We start from the raw sequence: 17,918 nt of genomic DNA on the forward strand, positions 1-17,918 counted from the left end.
GGAGTTGCCGACATGAGCGCTTTACAGTTCGACGTCCCCGCAATCGTCCCAGCAGATCCGACGAGTAACGTCGCCGATCTTCTGGCCGAACGAGTTGCTGCCACCCCCGACAGGCCACTATTCGCTGTGCCCGACGGCGCAAACTGGCGCGATATTTCAGCATCAGAGTTCGAGAAACAGGTCATCTCGCTCGCCAAAGGCTTCGCCGCCGCGGGCGTCCAACCCGGCGAAAAGGTGGCTTTCCTCGCCCGGACGACGTACGACTGGACCCTGGTAGATTTCGCGCTTTTCTACACCGGCGCGATCATGGTTCCGATTTACGAAACCAGCTCATCAACCCAGATCGAATGGATACTCTCAGATTCCGGCGCAGTCGCCTGCATCGTCGAATCAGCAGAGCACTCCGAACGACTCGCAGCGGTGCGGGCGAATCTCCCGCTTGTTGAAAAGGTCTGGGAGATGCAAGCCGGCGATCTTGATCGAGTTTCGGCGGCCGGAACCGACATCACCGACGCCGAAATCGCACGTCGACGATCGATCGCCCAGGCTTCCGATATCGCGACCCTGATCTACACGTCGGGTTCGACAGGACGCCCCAAAGGCTGCGTTCTCACCCACAGCAACTTCGTCGAGCTCTCGCGTAACTCTGCGAAAGCACTCCACGAGGTCGTGGAAGTTCCTGGCGCCTCCACGCTCTTGTTCATCACAACGGCGCACGTATTCGCTCGCTTCATCTCGATCTTGAATGTGCACGCCGGCGTGAAAACCGGGCACCAGCCAGACACAAAGCAGCTGCTGCCCGCCCTCGGGAGTTTTAAGCCGACCTACCTTCTCGCTGTTCCGCGCGTGTTTGAGAAGGTGTACAACTCTGCCGAACAGAAAGCCGAGACCGGCGGCAAGGGCAAGATATTCCGCGCTGCGGCTCACGCAGCTGTGGAGCACTCGGCGCTTTTGCAAGAAGGCAAGCGGATCCCCCTTGGGCTACGTCTGAAGTTCCGGCTATTCGACAAGCTGGTCTATTCGAAGCTCCGCGAAGCTATGGGCGGGCGAGTTGTCTACGCCGTTTCGGGTTCTGCTCCACTGGGCCCGCGCCTCGGCCACTTCTTCCATAGCCTCGGCGTAACGATCTTGGAAGGCTACGGCCTCACCGAGACAACCGCGCCTGCGACGGTTAATCTTGCGCACACCTCAAAAATCGGCACGGTCGGACCGGTACTTCCCGGAGTGGGCGTGCGTCTCGCAGAAGACGGCGAGATCGAAGTTCGTGGTGTCAACGTGTTCAAGGAATACTGGCGCAATCCCGAAGCGACGGCCGCAGCATTCGACGGAGACTGGTTCAAAACCGGCGACGTTGGCACATTTGACGACGCCGGCTTTCTCACAATCACTGGCCGCAAGAAAGAACTCATCGTGACCGCAGGTGGCAAGAACGTCGCTCCCGCGGTCCTTGAGGATCCCATCCGCGCGAATCCGATCGTCGGTCAGGTCGTTGTCGTCGGCGACCAAAAGCCGTTCATTGCTGCTCTGATCACCCTCGACCCTGAGATGCTGCCGACATGGCTTGGGAACAACGGGCTTGCGTCAGACATGTCGCTGGCGGATGCAGCAACCAACAGCAAGGTCCGCTCGGAAATTCAGGCAGCCATCGATGTGGCCAACGGCCACGTCTCGCGAGCAGAGTCGATTCGTAAGTTCACGATTCTCGACAGCGAATGGACTGAAGCCACCGGGCACCTCACCCCGAAGCTCAGTATCAAGCGAAACGTCATCATGAGCGATTTCGCCGACGAGGTGGAGGAGCTCTACGCGGCCCCCATCAACACGACGAACATCTCGCTGCCGTAGGACGGCTTAGAACCAGTCACTCTCGCGAACCTCACGCATCGCCTCACGGCGCGTGGGAGGCGTGAGGCGATCGAGGTAAAGCTTGCCGTCTAAATGATCGGTTTCGTGCTGGAGGGCCTGGGCCAGCAAGCCCTCCCCCTCCAGCACGACCTCGTTCCCCTCGAGGTCGATGCCGACGGCTTTCGCCCAAGGGTAACGCGGGGTGTCATGCCACAATCCTGGCACCGAAAGGCATCCTTCGCCGATGGGCTCAGGCTCGCCGCGCACTTCTACGAGTGTCGGGTTAAGGATGTAACCAATATCGCCGTCGATGTTGTAGCTGAAAGCGCGAACGCCGACGCCGATCTGTGGCGCGGCAACACCGGCTCTACCCGGAAGCTCCACGGTGTCGAGCAGATCTCGCACCAAGGCATGGGTCCCGGCGTCGATCGTTGAAATCACGGCGCAAGCAGACTTTAAAACCGGGTCGCCGAAGATCCGGATACTTCGAACTGCCATTACGCGACCGGAGCACCAGCGCGGAGGCCGGTCACAACACTCGCTGCCAACGCGCGCGCAGCCTTCCGCGTGGTGGGCTGCAGGCCTCGGAACGAGATCGTCGTGCCCCGTGCGATGAGCGGATCGTACGGCAATCGAATAACGTCGCGCACGCGCGTGCGGAAATGAGCTTCCAGTTCGTCAGCGCGGATGAGAGGAACTCCGGGCCGGGCTGTGTTGAGAACCACGACAGCTTCGCGAGCCTGCTCTTCGAACCCGTTCGTTTCAAGCCATGTCAGAGTCTCGGATGCGAGTCGCGCCTCATCGACGCTGAGTCCCGCCACGACCACAATTCGGTCCGCGCGCTCAAGCGTTGCTGACATCACGGAGTGCACGATGCCAGTCCCCGTATCCGTCAAGACGATCGAGTAGTAATGAGCGGCGAGCTCGGCGACATCGTTGTAGTCGGTGTCGCTGAAGGCTTCATGGACTGTCGGGTCGGCATCCGACGAAAGCACGTCTAGCCGGGTCTCGTCTCGAGCCACGATTGTCGAGATGTCGTTGAAGCCACTGACATCGCTTCTCGTACGCGCAAGGTCTCTTACTGTGCGTCCGCTTGAGCGCTCAAGACGGTCAGCGAGAGTGCCGCGGTCGGGGTTAGCGTCGACCGCGATGACGCGATCATCCCGTGCATCCGCGAGAGCCATTCCCAACAGAGTCGTCACCGTGGTTTTACCGACACCGCCCTTGCGCGAAAGAACCGGCACAAAACGTGCACCGCCCGGCAGCGGCGCGCTGATCACGGCGTCTACCTCTTTTCGCGCACGCACAGCACGACTGTCGCCGAGATTGACGCGATGGCGAGTCAACGAGTACACGAGCTGGCGCCATGCTCCTTCTGGCTCGGGAGCGTTCAATTTACCGTGGTCAAGCAGCCTGTCGTCAGTAAGCAGGTCAGCGCTTTCACGGTCCGACGCACGATCGTCGATTCGCTTTGCGGCGAACGTCACAGCACTCGTGTTTTCAGGTGCGGCGTTCACACGCCTATCCATCGCAGTGGATGATTCAGGAGCTTTCTCATTTGCGGCCACAGTGGCCTCCGTTATGTGTTTGGGTGACGCGTCGAAGGGAGTGGCGTCGACAGCATCTTCGTCGTCTTCAAGGTCTTCTAGCTCGGCGGCAACTTCTGTCGCGGGGATCTCTTCTGATTCGAAGACATCGCCTGGCTCAACTTCGCCGTCGAGCACGCCTTCATCATCGGCATAGTCGTCATCGGAAGAGAACGGCATCGCGACGCTCACCTGCTCGGTCGTTGCCCCCAGCATTCCAATGCTTGTGGTGTCGATGATGGCTGGATCGTCGAGTACGCCGTGGTCATCATCGATGACGGCTTTCGAATCTGTGGGGTCGAGGGTCACTGCAGTTGCTCCAAACGGGCGACGAGAACGCACGTCGCCCGCCTCAGGTTACTGCGGTGGACGGACCACGAGCAAAAGATCGCCAGCTTCGAGCTGTTGTGTGCCCACCATTGCGGTGCGCTCAACGACACCATCTACGGATGTCGTGATGGCCGCTTCCATCTTCATCGCCTCGATTGAAGCGACAGCTTGGCCTGCGACAACCTTGTCGCCCACCGCGACCTTGAGCGTCACAGCGCCCGAAAACGGAGCTGCGATCTGTCCGGGTTTCGAGGTATCAGCTTTCTCGGCCGCGCGACTTTCGACTTCAATGCTTCGATCCCGCACGAAGACGGGTCTGAGCTGACCGTTGAGGGTCGTCATGACGGTACGCATGCCTTTGTCATCAGCTTCACCGATCGCTTCGAGACCAACGAACAGCTGCACACCGCGCTCGATCTCGACGACATGTTCAGCGCCCTGAACGAGCCCGTAGAGATAGTCAGAGGTATCGAGCACGCTGAGGTCACCGAACTGATCCCTCGCACTCTGAAAAGTGCGTGTCGGGATCGGGAAGAGAAGGCGGTTGAGCGTGGCGCGGCGCTTTTCGCTCTCACCGATGAGTTCTGCCGCGTCTTCTTCGGCGAGATCGACGAGACCGGTTTTCACCTCACGACCGGCAAGCACCTTCGAGCGGAATGGCTCCGGCCACCCGCCCGGCAGATCTCCCAGTTCACCCGCCATAAAGCCGACGACCGAGTCGGGCACGTCAAAACGCTCCGGGTTCGCTTCGAACTCCGCGGGGTCTGCACGGACCGCCGCGAGATGAAGAGCCAGATCACCAACGACCTTGGAGGATGGCGTCACCTTAGGCACACGACCGAGAATCTTGTTCGCGGCCGCGTACATGTCCTCGATCAACTCGAAGTCCTCGGAGAGGCCCAAAGCAATAGCCTGCTGCCGGAGGTTCGACAGTTGCCCGCCAGGAATTTCGTGGTGGTACACACGTCCTGTCGGTCCCGGAAGCCCCGATTCGAATGGGCGGTACATGTGCCGCACGGCCTCCCAGTACGGCTCCAGATCACAGACGGCGGCAAGGGAAATTCCGGTGTCACGCTCAGTGTGAGCGAGCGCTGCGACGAGAGCAGACAGCGACGGTTGACTCGTTGTGCCAGACATTGGCGCGGCGGCCGCGTCAACGGCGTCCGCTCCAGCGGCGCTCGCGGCCAGCAGCGTCGCAAGCTGGCCGCCTGCGGTGTCGTGGGTGTGAACGTGGACCGGAGCGTCAAACTCTGCCCGGAGGGCATTCACAAGACGACCAGCCGCCGCAGGGCGAAGCAGACCTGCCATATCTTTCACAGCAAGGATGTGCGCTCCCGCATCCATCATCTGCTCGGCGAGACGAAGGTAATAGTCGAGCGTGTAGAGCTCCTCGGTTGGGTCAAGCAGATCACCCGTATAGCAAAGAGCCGCTTCAGCGACAGCTGTGCCAGTGGCGAGCACGGCATCAATTGCGGGCCGCATCTGGGAGACATCATTGAGGGCGTCGAAGATGCGGAAGATATCGACGCCGCTCGCGGCTGCTTCGGCAACGAAAGCGTCTGTCACTTTCGTCGGATATGGCGTGTAACCAACTGTGTTCCGGCCCCGCAGCAGCATCTGAATAGCGACATTGGGTAGCGCTTGCCGCAGAGCGTCGAGTCGCTCCCAGGGATCCTCTCCGAGGAACCGCAGGGCGACGTCGTAAGTCGCGCCGCCCCAGGCCTCGACCGACAAAAGTTGCGGTGTCATCTGCGCCACGTAGGGCGCCACAGCTGCGAGGTCACGCGTCCGGACGCGCGTCGCTAGGAGCGACTGATGAGCGTCGCGGAATGTCGTTTCGGTGACTGCAAGAGGTGTTTGCAATCGCAAGTCAGCAGCGAAACCTGCTGGTCCTAGATCTTGGAGACGCTGGCGGGACCCGGCCTGAGGCGCCGTTGTCGACAGGTCAAGCGCCGGCAGTTTGACGCGCGGGTCGGTGCGAAGCGGATTTTCACCGTGCGGCTTATTGACAGTGACGTCAACCAGCCAGTTGAGAACTTTGGTGCCACGGTCTTTGGACTCACGGCCCTTCAAGAGGTGCGGTCGCTCTTCAATGAACGAAGTACTCAGATCTCCTTCGGCAAAGGACGTATCGTCGAGCACGGCTTGAAGAAAAGGAATATTTGTCGCAACGCCGCGAATTCGAAACTCAGCAAGCGCTCGCCGCGCACGGCGGACTGCTGCCGGAAAGTCTCGACCACGACAGGTGAGCTTTGCAAGCATCGAGTCGAAGTGCGGGCTGACCTGCGAACCGGCAGCTGTCGTGCCGCCATCAAGCCGGATGCCAGCGCCTCCCGGGGACCGGTATGTCGTGATCTTTCCGGTGTCTGGGCGAAAACCCTGCGTCGGATCTTCTGTCGTGATGCGGCACTGAAGGGCGGCGCCTCGCAAGTGGATGCTGTCTTGCTCAAGACCAAGTTCAGTGAGACTCTCCCCCGCGGCTATTCGCATCTGCGACTGCACGAGATCAACGTCAGTCACCTCTTCGGTGACAGTGTGCTCCACCTGAATGCGCGGGTTCATCTCGATGAAAACAACCTCGCCGGTGCGAGGACCTGCGGTCTCGAGAAGGAACTCCACGGTTCCGGCGTTCTCATATTTGATTGACTGCGCAAATGCGACGGCGTATTGATGAAGTGATGCGCGCGTTTGTGGATCAAGATTCGGAGCAGGCGCGATCTCGATGACTTTTTGATGCCGACGCTGCACTGAACAGTCTCGTTCGAACAGGTGCACTGTGTGACCAGACTTGTCAGCAAGAATCTGTACTTCGATGTGACGTGGGCGCTGGACTGCCTGTTCGAGAAACATGCGGCTGTCGCCGAATGCGCTCTCAGCTTCACGCATGGCTTCAGCAAGCGCCGGAGCAAGCTGTTCCTGCGACGCCACGCGACGCATGCCGCGGCCGCCGCCGCCCGCAACGGCCTTTGCGAAGAGCGGAAAGCCGATATCGCCGGCTTGATCGAGTAGCGTGTCGATGTCACCGGATGCCGGCGTCGAGCGCAGCACGGGCACACCCGCAGAGATTGCATGTTCTTTCGCTGTCACCTTGTTGCCGGCCATTTCGAGCACGCTGGCCGACGGGCCGATGAAAACAATGCCGTTCGCCGCGGCCTTCTCAGACAACTCCGGGTTTTCGGAAAGAAATCCGTAGCCCGGGTAGATCGCGTCAGCTCCGCACTCTTTAGCGATTCGGATGATCTCGTCAACGTCGAGATAGGCGCGTACCGGATGGCCCTCTTCTCCGATGCAATACGCCTCATCCGCTTTCAAGCGGTGCAGCGAGTTTCGATCTTCGTATGGGTAGACGGCAACAGTTCGAGCACCGAGCTCGTATGCGGCACGAAACGCCCGGATGGCGATCTCACCACGGTTGGCAACCAGGATCTTTCGGAACATACGGTTCGGCCCTTCGCTGGGCGCGCAACCGGCCCGAGCGGAGCCGTGCGCGTGGCTGAGTGTGCTCACAGCCTAAGGGAAGGTAACGTAGACCCTTGTGCACGTCCTTTCCGTCAGCTCGCTCAAGGGAGGGGTCGGCAAAACGACCGTAACTCTCGGACTCGCGTCAGCGGCTTTCGCCCGCGGTGTCCGTACGCTCGTCGTCGACCTCGACCCGCAGTCCGACGTCTCTACGGGGATGGATATTCAGGTCGCTGGGAGGCTTAACGTCGCCGACGTCCTCGCGAACCCGAAGGAGAAGGTGGTCAAACAGGCCATCACCTCCAGCGGTTGGGCGAAGGTTCATCCCGGAACAATCGATGTCATGATCGGCAGTCCGTCTGCGATCAACTTCGATGGTCCGCATCCAAGCGTTCGCGATGTCTGGAAATTGGAAGAGGCCCTCGCCACCGTCGAGGCCGACTACGACCTCGTGCTCATTGACTGCGCCCCGTCTCTCAATGCCCTCACCCGTACGGCTTGGGCTGCCAGCGACCGCGTCATCGTCATCACCGAGCCCGGGCTTTTCTCTGTGGCTGCCGCAGATCGCGCTCTTCGCGCCATCGAGGAGATCCGCCGTGGTCTCTCGCCCCGACTTCAACCGCTAGGAATCGTCGTCAATCGCGTGCGACCGCAGTCGATTGAACATCAGTTCCGCATCAAAGAGTTGCGCGACATGTTCGGTCCGATTGTTCTTGCGCCACAGCTACCCGAGCGAACCTCGCTCCAACAGGCGCAGGGAGCGGCGAAGCCACTGCACGTATGGCCTGGAGACTCAGCGCAAGAACTTGCAGCAGACTTTGACGCTTTGCTGGATCGCGTTATCCGGACCGGTCGCATCGAACTCCCTGAGGCCTAAACAAGGCCCGTAGGCGCAAAAAAGGCGCACTTTCCGGAATCGGGAAGGTGCGCCTTTTTTGACTGTTTCGCTCAGAAGGCCAAAAAACCAACTGAAGCTAAGCGGTGCGCTTCGCGCGTCGAGCAGCAAGTTCGTCAACGGGATCGGGCAGCTGCGCTTCGAAATTGACGAGCGTCGACTCCACCTCGCGCAGGACCTTGCCCACAGCGATACCAAAAACGCCCTGTCCGCGGCTCACGAGGTCGATAACTTCATCGTTAGATGTGCAGAGATAAACCGATGCACCGTCGCTCATGAGGGTCGTACCGCTCAGGTCGCGAATGCCGGCAACCCGGAGCTGTTCAACAGCTGCACGAATCTGCTGAAGTGAAATCCCGGTATCGAGAAGGCGCTTGACGAGCTTCAAGACCAGGATGTCGCGAAATCCATAAAGACGCTGCGAACCAGATCCTGTCGCGCTTCGAACGGTGGGTTCCACGAGCTCAGTGCGAGCCCAGTAGTCGAGCTGACGATAGGTGATGCCTGCCGCGCGAGCGGCTGCAGCCCCTCGGTAGCCAACTTCGTCGTCCATACGTGGAAGACCGTCGGTGAATAGAAGGTCAGAAACGAAGCCACGTTCGCCGGTCGCGTCATCAGCGGTCACGGTCTGACCCTCCTTCGCTCGTTGTGGTTTCCCTCAACGCTAGAGGAGGGAATGCCCTCCGGCAATGACATCCGCGACACGAAATTGGCGTGTCGTTTCTAAGACGTAAGTCGTGTGACACCGGAGCGCACAATTGCACTGCGGACGTCGTCCAGTCGACGCGCGAGTTCCGGAGCGACGTCTGCCGCCCGTGAACGCGACGAGCTATCGGTACGACGAAGAAGCGGCGTGAGTGCGGACTCGATCAACCCGATATCACGCTCAGCGCTCTGACGGAGCCCACGCAGGTGTCGCGGCTCGATTCCATGGCGCTCTAACGCGACAAGGGAGCGCAAAAGTGCAACATCTTGCTCGGTGTAATTCTCTGCTCCCGTGAGCAACCCCATGCTGATCGCTTCGTTGAAGAGCTGAGGCGCGGCGCCCGATGCCGACAACAGCTCGTCACGACGGTAGCGACGAACAGCTGGGGCGATCGATGGCGGGGCGGCAGCCGGAAGTGTTGGCGTTCGCCCGGCATCCAACTGCTCAAGATAATCGCGAATCATTGCGAGCGGGCGAAAGTGATCCCGCTGCAGAGTGAGCGCGAGCCGCAAGCGATCAACGTCTCGAGCCGAGAATTTTCGGTACCCGGACTCCGTACGTTGCGGCGTGACGATCCCCTGCTCTTCAAGAAATCGCAGCTTACTTGCTGACAAGCCTGGGAATTCTGGACTCAACCGAGCGAGCACCTGGCCGATGCTGAGAACTCCCCCGGACGCAGCACGACCGTGGGCGGATGCGGCCGCCATCAGCCTTCCGTCGTGCCGGGAAGATCTGCCGGAGAAACAAAAAGCGTGAGGCGGAACTTGCCAATGCGTACTTCGTCGCCGTTTGCTAGCGCGACACGATCAACGCGCTCGCCATCAACGTAGGTGCCGTTCAGCGAACGCTGATCGACGATCTCGAAAACTGCACCTACACGGGTGATCTCAGCGTGACGACGTGAGACTGTCACATCGTCGAAAAAGATGTCGGCATCCGGGTGACGACCAACTGTCGTGACGTCGGTATCAAGAAGGTATCGGGCTCCCGCTGTCGGGCCGGAGCGCACGATCAAGAGTGCCGCGTTGCTCGGCAGCGCCTCGATCGCTTCCATCTCGGTGGCACTCAAATCGGCGCCGAAAGGAACGAAAGAGAGATCGGCCTCGTGACCGAATGTCTCTGTTGTGTCGCTGTTCTGCGATGCGGGCCCAGGCTCGGGCCGAAGATTCTCTGTCACGCATGCCTCCTCTCGGTTCAGACTAGCCGAACATCTCTGTGCGAAATTGAAGAAATTCGCTACGGCATCCTTGGCATTCATTTTTGCTCAACGCAAAAACGGGCGGTTACTCGCCGCGTCCGGATGGGGTCATTCGAACTTACGCATCTGAAGGCTGCTGTGTCCACTCCGCACACCAATTTTGTACCGGAACTGTCTTTTAGCGCGCGGGTACAGTTGGAGGCGTGATATTTCCCTCTCGCGCTCGTGCCGGATTTGCCGGCGTAGCCGTCGTAATCGCTTCGGTTTTACTGTTCGCCTCTCCCGCTGCTGCGCACGACGAACTTGTCGCGACCGATCCTGTTGCCGATTCGACGCTCGACGAGATGCCCACGGAGCTCACACTGAGTTTCAGCTCCGAGTTGATCAATGACGGAAATTCAACGGTGGTGGAAGTTACCGACGGTGCAGGCACCGATCTGACCGGCGGAGACCCCGAAGTAACAGGCGAAGTGGTGCGGCAGCCGCTCTCGGGAGAAGCGAGTGGCGATGTAACTGTGCTGTGGCGAGTGGTCTCGAGCGATGGTCACCCCATTTCGGGCGAATTTCGCTTCACAGTGACGGCCCAGCCGACCTCATCTCCACGCGCAACTACCCCGGCACCAGAGGCCAGCGTGCCCGCAGAATCAGCTACGCCCGAGACCAGCGTTTCGGAGTCAAGCACGCCATCCGCGACAGACACAGCACCGACGTCAAGTTCGTTCGTGCCGTGGATCATCGTCGGTGTTCTGCTTCTTGCGGCAGTCGTCGCAACGGTGGTCGTGATCGTCTCTCGGCGGCGTCCGAGCAAGTCTTCCGAACGCTAGGCTTAGACCATGCCTCACTACGACGTCGTCATTCTCGGCGCGGGTCCCGGCGGATACGTCGCGGCCGTGCGCAGTGCACAGCTCGGACTGTCCACCGCCATCATCGAAGAGAAATATTGGGGTGGTGTCTGCCTGAACGTAGGCTGCATCCCCTCTAAGGCCCTGCTGAAAAACGCGGAGCTTGCCCACACCCTCAAGCACAAGGCGAAGCTCTTCGGCATCACTGGCGAAGTATCGATGGACTACGGCGTTGCGTATGACCGCAGCCGCACAGTCGCTGAGGGCCGCGTCAAGGGTGTTCATTTCTTGATGAAGAAGAACAAGGTCACGGAATACAACGGCCGAGGTTCTTTTGTCGATGCGAACTCCGTTGAAGTTACGGACGCCGACGGCAACAAAGAAACGATCACCTTCGACAACGCGATCCTCGCGACCGGTTCGACGGTGCGTTTGCTTCCCGGTGTGACACTCAGTGAGAACGTCGTCACCTACGAAGAGCAGATCATGACACGTGAGCTGCCGAAGTCGATCGTGATCGTCGGCGCTGGCGCGATCGGCATGGAATTCGCTTACGTCATGAAGAACTTCGGAGTGGAGGTGACGATCATCGAGTTCCTTGATCGCGCACTTCCGAACGAAGATGCTGACGTATCGAAGGAGATCCAAAAGCAGTACCGCAATCTGGGCGTGGAGATCCTGACATCGACGAAGGTCGAGTCGGTTGTAGATTCCGGCGATAAGGTCACTGTCACCTACACCGGCAATAAGGACGGCGTCCAGTCGTCGATCGAAGCCGACAAGGTGCTGATGTCGATAGGATTCGCCCCGCGCGTTGAGGGCTTCGGACTAGAGAAGACCGGCGTCGAGCTCACCGAGCGCGGTGCCATCGCAATCGATGACTACATGCGCACGAACGTGCCCCACATCTTCGCCATCGGCGATGTGACAGCCAAGCTGCAGCTCGCGCATGTGGCAGAGGCCCAGGGAGTCGTGGCTGCCGAGACGATCGGCAAAGCAGAGACTATGCCGCTCGGCGATTACCGCATGATGCCACGGGCAACATTTTGCTCACCCCAGGTCGCATCGTTTGGCCTTACCGAGGCGCAGGCGAGAGAGACCGGCCGCGAAATCAAGATCTCGACGTTCCCGTTCATGGCGAATGGAAAAGCCCATGGTCTCGGGGAGCCGGTGGGCTTCGTAAAGCTGATCGCTGACGCTGAGCACCTGGAGCTTCTCGGTGGGCACCTCATCGGTCCCGATGTCTCAGAACTTCTGCCTGAATTGACGCTCGCTCAGAAATGGGATCTGACTGCCCTCGAGCTCGCTCGAAACGTCCACACGCACCCCACGTTGAGTGAGGCGCTTCAGGAAGCTTTCCACGGCCTCGCGGGCCACATGATTAATATGTGAGTCGTACCCGACACAAAACATTGACGCCGCCCCCAACGAAGCCGGGGGGCGGCGTCAATGTTTTAGCTCCCGGTTGCCGAAGTTAACGCCCTAGGGCTCGTCCGAGCTTCGAATCGGATGCCGCGGCACGACCGCCGACACTCGCAACGAGAGCATCGACGTGAGCGAAGAATGCGTCACTGTCTTTGGGTGCTGCCGGACCAAGCTCCACTTCCCACTCTCGCCACGAAGTCTCAACGCCCGTGCGCTCAGCGCGTGCTGAGACGCGATCATCAACGACCTCCGCGACCAGCCTGCCATTCGCGTCGCACAGCGCGTACGCTGTGCGACTGTTGCGAATTCGAGCAAGCGGCAAAAATTCGCCTGCGGCCCACTCCCCTGCTGCTGCCGCAACGGCTGGTGGAACGACGGCCGAGTCAGCATCTTGCTCATCAAGCGGCCAATGCGACTCGTGCCTTCCCTCGGCAGCCGAAGCCTTAATGTGCCAGCCTGCATCCGGACCGCCAGTTCGCCGTCTGATCGCAACACGCGCGTGAGAGAGCGCCATATCTGCGGTATCAAAATATCGAGCGTCGAGCTCGCGCACTTCAGGTTCACCCACGGATTCAACACCGGGTAGAAGATTCCACGCCGGCAGCGGTGTGGAATCTTCTACGTCGTACGTGTTTTCTATCTCAAGCGACCGTTTCGGTTCTTTCGGTGCTCCGTCGCGCACTGTCAGTCGTTTCGGTCGTCCGGGTTCGGGTCGATGGGCTCGGTCGATTCCACGAAAGAAAAAGCAACCTCGGTCGGGCCGTCGTGGTCGCCCGTGTTTACGGGTTCGCCCTCTCGTCGGTAAATGACCTGTCCCTCGCTGTAGGGAACGATGAGTGAATCTTCAACTCCCGGTTCGAGGGGCATAACCTGCCCGTCGAGCGGGCCTCCAGATAGTCGCGCAATAGCCATGCCTTCAGCCTAGTCCGCACCCTAGGCTGTACGGATGAAGCCGTTTGTTCTGCTAGCGACTCGCGCAGAAGACGTACCCGCAGACGAGGAGTACGAACTTTTCCTTCGCTACACCGGCCTAGCGCCGAAAGAACTACAGCGCGTGCGTCTTGAAGCAGACCACATGCCCGCGATCGATCTAGACGCGATCTCGGGCATTTTCCTCGGCGGCGGGCCTTTCAACTCGTCTGACGCGGAGAGCGAGAAATCCGTCGTGCAACGCCGGGTCGAGTCAGAAATCGCGACGCTTCTCAAAAGGGTTGTCGCGTTAGATTTTCCGTTTCTCGGTGCTTGCTACGGGGTTGGGACGCTCGGTTCACAACAGGGTGCCGTCATCGATAGACACTTCGCTGAGCCCATCAGCGTTGTGGATATCGCCTTGAGCGACGCTGGCGAGCGTGACCCGCTGTGCGCCGCGCTTCCCCCGAGCTTCTCCGCGTTCGTTGGCCACAAAGAGGCCATCCGCAGGCTGCCTGAGACAGCAACTCTTCTTGCCTCGTCGGCAACGTGCCCAGTGCAAATGTTTCGCGTCGGCGAGAATGTTTATGCAACCCAATTCCATCCGGAGCTCGATGTCGTCGGCATCACGACCCGCATCCGCGCGTATGCGTCGTACGGCTACTTCGGGCTCGATGAGATAGATATGACTCTCGCGGCCGTAAACCGTGCTCCCGTGACCCACCCGACAGCGCTGCTCAGTGCGTTTGTTGCTCGTTACGCGCTCTGACTCTCAGCCTTTTCAGCTTCGCGGGCTTGGCGCAGTTCCTCCGTCGCAAGGATCACGACCTTCTGTGCACGATTCACCCTCCGCTGCGCGAACGTGGCGGCGCGCTGACGAGAGTAGGCACGATCGCTTTCATCTTCGACGCCGGTGATGATGTACGAGGCGGCAATCAGAATGACCTGGGATGACAGGTTGATCCAGAGCAGAAGCGCGATCAGCGAAGCGAACGATGCCAGCAGAGGATTTGAGCCCGCGCCCCGCACGAAAAGTCCGGACAGTTCTTGCAGGACGAGCAAGCCAATGCCGCCCAGCAATGCACCCGGCCAAAGGGCACGCGCTGACGGACGAAGTCCCGAGAGCACCCGGAACAAGACCGCGATTATCGCGGTATCGAGCAAGAGGACCACGAGCAGCGAGACCGACTTCGTCGCCACCGTCGTCACTGGGTTCTCGTCTCGGATCCCGATCAAATCAAGCAGGGTGCCTATCGACGCGGTGCCGAGCACGGTCGCTGCGGCTGACGCGAGGAGGGCTGCCCCAATTCCAACCGCTAGCGCGAGGTTTCGCAAGATCACCCAGTAGAACGCGACATCATCATGCATCCGGTCGCCAAGCTGCCGAAACGCGATCCTGAGCGATGTAATCGCACCAATAGCCGCGCCAACGAGAGCTACGACAGATATCGCCCCAGCGATAGACAGGCCCGCTGCGAGCTCAATATTCTCGGGGTCGATGAGCTTGTTTTTTCCGACGAGTCCCGGCACAACTGAGTTGACAGCAGAGATGAGGGCATCCCAGGCTTGCGGGTTCCCTTGCAACCAGAGGCCCGCGACCGAGAACCCCAAGAGCACAGCGGCGAAGACGCTAAAAAGTGCGCGGTAGGTGACCGAGTCCGCGAGCTGAATACCGCGATGCTCTGTGTAGAGCAACAGGGCACGCACAAACTTCCGTGCAAGTACCCAGGCGATCACCCGGGCAACGAAGGACTCTTGAGTCGACGAGGTTGTCTGTTCGGATGCCGTCATACCGACCAGAGTAACCGTGTACCTCAGCGCCCCAGCGCGGTTGACAGCAGCAGGCCAGATCTCCTAAGTAGTGACGCCGCCGGTCTGCACATAGCTGGTGATGCCGAGCGCGATCCCGCACCACGCCCCGCCCAGAAGAAATGGGCCGAACGGGATGCGGGTGGCCCCAGTCACACGGCGAAGGGCCAGCATCACGAGAGCAAACACGCCTCCGAGGAAGAACGCGGCCGCTGCACCGACCACGAACGGCACCCATCCGAGAAACCCGAGGATGATTCCAACAACGCCTGCGAGCTTCACATCGCCGCCGCCCATCCCCGCACCGGGAAGCGCTCTCAGCACCGCGTAGAAGCCGAAAAGTACAGCTCCGCACAGCAATGCTCGCAGCACCGCGCTCCACGGAGCACCCGCCACGCAACTCAGCATCAGTAGCGCTACGAGAACGGGATAGGCCGGAAGCACAATCCGATTCGGTAGGCGATGTGTCCGCACATCGATCGCCGCGAGCACACAGCTAAAGGCTGCGAAGCCCACGAGAACAACCACGAAGATCGCAATGTTCATGTCTTACCCCGACACCCGTTCGGCTAGGCCGAGACGACGACAAGTGTTCCCGGCCGAAGCTGAGCAAGTCGATCGATGGCTTCAGGGGCGAGCCTGAGGCATCCGTTGGAAATCGTTCCTGATCGTGCGTCGTGATAGTGGAAAGCCGTGATGGCGACACTTGCGTCGGCAAAGCCCGCGAGAGTCGGCGACTGTGCAGAGAGGTACACGAGCGGGTGGCCTCGGGTGTAGCCGAATTCCGGCACTGTACGCGTCATCATGATGAACATTCGGCCCGTCGGCGTCGGCGTCTCAGCAGTTCCGGAGCCGAAATCCGTCGCGATTCTCTCGCTTCCGGCATCGCTCACAATGTCGATGGTGCGCGCGCTCAGGCTGACTTCCACGTGTGTATCGACCGGGGCCAGGGCCACATCCGCTGCGCGCAGCCAACCGACGGTTTGTGCGGAGCTCGCTTCTGGCGGCACACCGGCGCGCCCGACAAGGAGCACTTTAACCCAGTGATCTTGCTCTTCAATGACGGGGACGATGGTGCCCTCAAACGTCTGGGTCTGCGGCAAGAAAGCGACCGGACCCGCGGTGGGGTCAGCGAACACAGCTGCACCGGCAGCGACCGGTTGCGCGACGAGGCCCGTTGATTCGCCGAACGGGTCATCGTCACGAGGCAGCGCCGGGTTGACCGAGAAGACATCTACCGTCTGCAGTGATGAGGTGTCGTATACCTCGGTGTTTTCGGAAAATCCGGTGTCAACGGGCGTGGGTGTCGGGCTTGGCATCGATGGTATTGCCGTTGGAGTGGGTGTTTCAACGGCCGTCGTGACACTCGCGTCCGGGGACGCGGCAGCGAAGAATCCCACCACCACCGCCCCGGCGACAAGAATCACGACGACGATCGAAAGAACCAGCACAACGATTCTTCGAGGCCGCGCGCGGGGTGGGATTGCCGTCATGAATCTATGCTCCGGGGCGAGCAGCGTGCGCGCAAGAGAACGCGTCGCCCGGCGATATCTATACCTGTTGTCACCGACGCGGCAACAACGTAAACCGCAAGGTCGCGTGTGTCAAAGACGCCGCCGAAGACCAGTCCCAGAGGTCGAAATTCTGCCGCCCATTGCACGGGTAGACCCGTGAGTTGGAAGAACTCGACACCCACAGACCACACCGCCGCAATTGCCCCGACAACGAATGACGACACGCGAGGCATAACGACAACCAGCCCCGCGTACGCAGCCACCACGTAAAGCGCATCGCCGACAACATCAGTCACCGCTGATTCAGGCAGCGACACCGCAACGAGACCAGCTGCGATGGTCACCGCCAAGGCAACGAGTGCCGCAAGCCGGCGCTGGGCGTTGGCTACCACTGCGGGTGAATCTGCGCCCGCAGTCGTGCGTCATAGACCGAGTGCACTGCCGAGTCGAACGATGCGATATCGAAATCGGCACCATCGAGAAGCAACCCTGCGTCAGCGTTACTGCCTGCCTGTGCCTCATTGCGTGCGCCAGGAATCACGCTCGTCACGCCAGGCTGAGCGGCAATCCACGCGATTGTGGCCGCAGGCAATGACACACCGTTCGGGAGCGCCGCCGCGAGCTCTTCCGCTGCGGCCAGTCCAGCTTCAAAGTCGACCCCGGAGAACGTCTCTCCCTTGTCGAATGCAGATCCGTCTCTGTTGTACGAACGGTGGTCGTTTGACGCAAAGGTCGTGTTCGACGTGTACTTTCCCGACAACAAGCCGGATGCCAGAGGCACACGTGCGAAGATCGCTACGCCCGCGGCCGAAGCCGCCGGCAGCACCTCATCGAGCGGCTTCAGCCGAAACGGGTTAAAGATGATCTGCACGTTGGTGAGTGCGGGACGGGCTATTGCGCTCAGCGCCTGGTCGCATGTTTCGACCGAAACTCCGTAGGCCGCAATGGCCCCCTCTTGAACGAGGGCGTCGAGGGCGTCATATGTCACGTCGGCATCGATCACGTCGCTTGGCGGGCAGTGAAGCTGCACGAGGTCAAGAGTCTCCACGCCGAGATTTCGACGTGAGCGTTCCGTCCACTGCCGAAAATTTTCCAGAGTGTAGTTTTCCGAAAGCTGCTCTTCACGCCTTCCCATCTTGGTCGCCACCGTGACCTGGTGGTTTTTTTGGCCGGCGAGGAAACGACCGATGATGGCCTCCGACCGACCATCGCCGTAGACATCTGCCGTGTCGAAGAATGTGACACCGGCATCGACCGACGCCGCAAGAACGGCCGTGGCATCCGCTTCGTCTACCGAGCCCCAGTCGGCCCCGAGCTGCCATGTGCCAAGACCGACGGCCGAAACCAAACGGCCAGTGGATCCGAGAGTGCGTTGCTGCATGAAGAGTCCTTTCGGCGGG

Annotated in this window: 18 protein-coding genes; 5 read left to right on the plus strand and 13 right to left on the minus strand. The window is 60.3% G+C overall.

From position 1 onward, the window contains the following. Window positions 1-12: 12 nt before the first annotated feature. The gene (locus FHS06_RS13385; RefSeq protein ID WP_167050075.1) at window positions 13-1,845 is read left to right on the plus strand and encodes an AMP-dependent synthetase/ligase; all 1,833 of its coding nucleotides are present in this window, start codon (window positions 13-15) and stop codon (window positions 1,843-1,845) included. A gap of 6 nt (window positions 1,846-1,851) precedes the next feature. On the opposite strand, the gene FHS06_RS13390 is transcribed toward FHS06_RS13385, so the two are convergent. The 3 genes from FHS06_RS13390 to FHS06_RS13400 are packed head-to-tail and all read right to left on the minus strand — an operon-like array spanning window position 1,852 to window position 7,199. Continuing rightward, window positions 1,852-2,343, minus strand: a complete 492-nt coding sequence (locus tag FHS06_RS13390) for a peptide deformylase (RefSeq protein ID WP_167050077.1) — start codon at window positions 2,341-2,343, stop codon at window positions 1,852-1,854. Then, window positions 2,343-3,773, minus strand: coding sequence for a MinD/ParA family ATP-binding protein (locus FHS06_RS13395; protein ID WP_310734825.1), 1,431 nt, complete (start codon window positions 3,771-3,773; stop codon window positions 2,343-2,345). The genes FHS06_RS13390 and FHS06_RS13395 overlap by 1 nt, the downstream gene beginning before the upstream one ends. A 15-nt stretch (window positions 3,774-3,788) precedes the next feature. After that, window positions 3,789-7,199 carry a pyruvate carboxylase gene (locus FHS06_RS13400; RefSeq protein ID WP_167050079.1) on the minus strand — a complete coding sequence of 1,137 codons (3,411 nt, stop codon included), beginning with the start codon at window positions 7,197-7,199 and terminating at the stop codon, window positions 3,789-3,791. A gap of 97 nt (window positions 7,200-7,296) precedes the next feature. Here FHS06_RS13400 and FHS06_RS13405 point away from each other — a divergent pair, with 97 nt between their 5' ends. After that, the gene (locus FHS06_RS13405; RefSeq protein WP_167050081.1) at window positions 7,297-8,097 is read left to right on the plus strand and encodes a ParA family protein; all 801 of its coding nucleotides are present in this window, start codon (window positions 7,297-7,299) and stop codon (window positions 8,095-8,097) included. 97 nt (window positions 8,098-8,194) lie between these two features. Here the strand turns inward: FHS06_RS13405 and FHS06_RS13410 are convergent, their stop codons facing one another. The 3 genes from FHS06_RS13410 to FHS06_RS13820 all read right to left on the minus strand — a co-directional run bounded on the left by FHS06_RS13410 (window position 8,195) and on the right by FHS06_RS13820 (window position 9,998). After that, window positions 8,195-8,740, minus strand: coding sequence for a MerR family transcriptional regulator (locus FHS06_RS13410; RefSeq protein ID WP_167050083.1), 546 nt, complete (start codon window positions 8,738-8,740; stop codon window positions 8,195-8,197). Window positions 8,741-8,838: 98 nt separating this feature from the next. Next, a complete protein-coding gene (gene ftsR / locus FHS06_RS13415; RefSeq protein ID WP_167050085.1) occupies window positions 8,839-9,528 on the minus strand; it encodes a transcriptional regulator FtsR in 690 nt (229 codons plus the stop codon). Further along, window positions 9,528-9,998: an FHA domain-containing protein gene (locus FHS06_RS13820; RefSeq protein ID WP_310734826.1), complete on the minus strand. Its 471-nt coding sequence runs from the start codon at window positions 9,996-9,998 to the stop codon at window positions 9,528-9,530. Before FHS06_RS13820 ends, ftsR begins: the two co-directional genes overlap by 1 nt. Window positions 9,999-10,222: 224 nt before the next feature. Between FHS06_RS13820 and FHS06_RS13425 the strand changes: the two genes are divergently transcribed. Both FHS06_RS13425 and lpdA read left to right on the plus strand, forming a co-directional pair. Further along, window positions 10,223-10,843, plus strand: a complete 621-nt coding sequence (locus FHS06_RS13425; RefSeq protein WP_167050089.1) for a copper resistance CopC family protein — start codon at window positions 10,223-10,225, stop codon at window positions 10,841-10,843. A gap of 9 nt (window positions 10,844-10,852) precedes the next feature. Then, window positions 10,853-12,253 carry a dihydrolipoyl dehydrogenase gene (gene lpdA, locus FHS06_RS13430; protein ID WP_167050091.1) on the plus strand — a complete coding sequence of 467 codons (1,401 nt, stop codon included), beginning with the start codon at window positions 10,853-10,855 and terminating at the stop codon, window positions 12,251-12,253. Between the two features lie 82 nt (window positions 12,254-12,335). Here lpdA and FHS06_RS13435 read toward each other — a convergent pair whose 3' ends face one another. Together FHS06_RS13435 and FHS06_RS13440 are read right to left on the minus strand one after the other, a co-directional pair. Then, window positions 12,336-12,968, minus strand: a complete 633-nt coding sequence (locus tag FHS06_RS13435) for a CYTH domain-containing protein (protein ID WP_167050093.1) — start codon at window positions 12,966-12,968, stop codon at window positions 12,336-12,338. A 2-nt stretch (window positions 12,969-12,970) separates the two neighbouring features. Continuing rightward, window positions 12,971-13,198, minus strand: coding sequence for a response regulator (locus FHS06_RS13440; protein WP_167050095.1), 228 nt, complete (start codon window positions 13,196-13,198; stop codon window positions 12,971-12,973). A 34-nt stretch (window positions 13,199-13,232) separates the two neighbouring features. On the opposite strand from FHS06_RS13440, the gene FHS06_RS13445 reads away from it, so the two are divergent. Then, entirely contained in the window at window positions 13,233-13,964 is a 732-nt protein-coding gene (locus tag FHS06_RS13445; RefSeq protein WP_167050097.1) for a glutamine amidotransferase, read from the plus strand. On the opposite strand, the gene FHS06_RS13450 is transcribed toward FHS06_RS13445, so the two are convergent. The 5 genes from FHS06_RS13450 to FHS06_RS13470 form a co-directional block, all read right to left on the minus strand. Next, window positions 13,952-14,986, minus strand: a complete 1,035-nt coding sequence (locus tag FHS06_RS13450; RefSeq protein WP_167050100.1) for a YihY/virulence factor BrkB family protein — start codon at window positions 14,984-14,986, stop codon at window positions 13,952-13,954. The two genes, FHS06_RS13445 and FHS06_RS13450, sit on opposite strands and share 13 nt — an antisense overlap. Window positions 14,987-15,049: 63 nt before the next feature. Then, entirely contained in the window at window positions 15,050-15,550 is a 501-nt protein-coding gene (locus tag FHS06_RS13455) for a prepilin peptidase (RefSeq protein ID WP_167050102.1), read from the minus strand. 23 nt (window positions 15,551-15,573) lie between these two features. Further along, complete coding sequence (locus FHS06_RS13460; protein ID WP_167050104.1) at window positions 15,574-16,497, minus strand: L,D-transpeptidase; 924 nt, start codon at window positions 16,495-16,497, stop codon at window positions 15,574-15,576. After that, the gene (locus tag FHS06_RS13465) at window positions 16,494-16,910 is read right to left on the minus strand and encodes a ribosomal maturation YjgA family protein (protein ID WP_341780349.1); all 417 of its coding nucleotides are present in this window, start codon (window positions 16,908-16,910) and stop codon (window positions 16,494-16,496) included. Before FHS06_RS13465 ends, FHS06_RS13460 begins: the two co-directional genes overlap by 4 nt. Further along, window positions 16,904-17,899 carry an aldo/keto reductase gene (locus FHS06_RS13470; RefSeq protein WP_167050106.1) on the minus strand — a complete coding sequence of 332 codons (996 nt, stop codon included), beginning with the start codon at window positions 17,897-17,899 and terminating at the stop codon, window positions 16,904-16,906. Before FHS06_RS13470 ends, FHS06_RS13465 begins: the two co-directional genes overlap by 7 nt. Window positions 17,900-17,918: the final 19 nt, after the last annotated feature.

The organism is Microbacterium halimionae, assembly GCF_011761265.1.
GTDB lineage: Bacteria > Actinomycetota > Actinomycetes > Actinomycetales > Microbacteriaceae > Microbacterium > Microbacterium halimionae.

Coding starts and splice junctions, on each gene's coding strand:
- FHS06_RS13385 (WP_167050075.1), top strand. CDS start 13: ATGAGCGCTTTACAGTTCGACGTCCCCGCAATCGTCCCAGCAGATCCG.
- FHS06_RS13390 (WP_167050077.1), bottom strand. CDS start 2,343: ATGGCAGTTCGAAGTATCCGGATCTTCGGCGACCCGGTTTTAAAGTCT.
- FHS06_RS13400 (WP_167050079.1), bottom strand. CDS start 7,199: ATGTTCCGAAAGATCCTGGTTGCCAACCGTGGTGAGATCGCCATCCGG.
- ftsR (WP_167050085.1), bottom strand. CDS start 9,528: ATGGCGGCCGCATCCGCCCACGGTCGTGCTGCGTCCGGGGGAGTTCTC.
- lpdA (WP_167050091.1), top strand. CDS start 10,853: ATGCCTCACTACGACGTCGTCATTCTCGGCGCGGGTCCCGGCGGATAC.
- FHS06_RS13440 (WP_167050095.1), bottom strand. CDS start 13,198: ATGGCTATTGCGCGACTATCTGGAGGCCCGCTCGACGGGCAGGTTATG.
- FHS06_RS13445 (WP_167050097.1), top strand. CDS start 13,233: ATGAAGCCGTTTGTTCTGCTAGCGACTCGCGCAGAAGACGTACCCGCA.
- FHS06_RS13450 (WP_167050100.1), bottom strand. CDS start 14,986: ATGACGGCATCCGAACAGACAACCTCGTCGACTCAAGAGTCCTTCGTT.
- FHS06_RS13455 (WP_167050102.1), bottom strand. CDS start 15,550: ATGAACATTGCGATCTTCGTGGTTGTTCTCGTGGGCTTCGCAGCCTTT.
- FHS06_RS13460 (WP_167050104.1), bottom strand. CDS start 16,497: ATGACGGCAATCCCACCCCGCGCGCGGCCTCGAAGAATCGTTGTGCTG.
- FHS06_RS13470 (WP_167050106.1), bottom strand. CDS start 17,899: ATGCAGCAACGCACTCTCGGATCCACTGGCCGTTTGGTTTCGGCCGTC.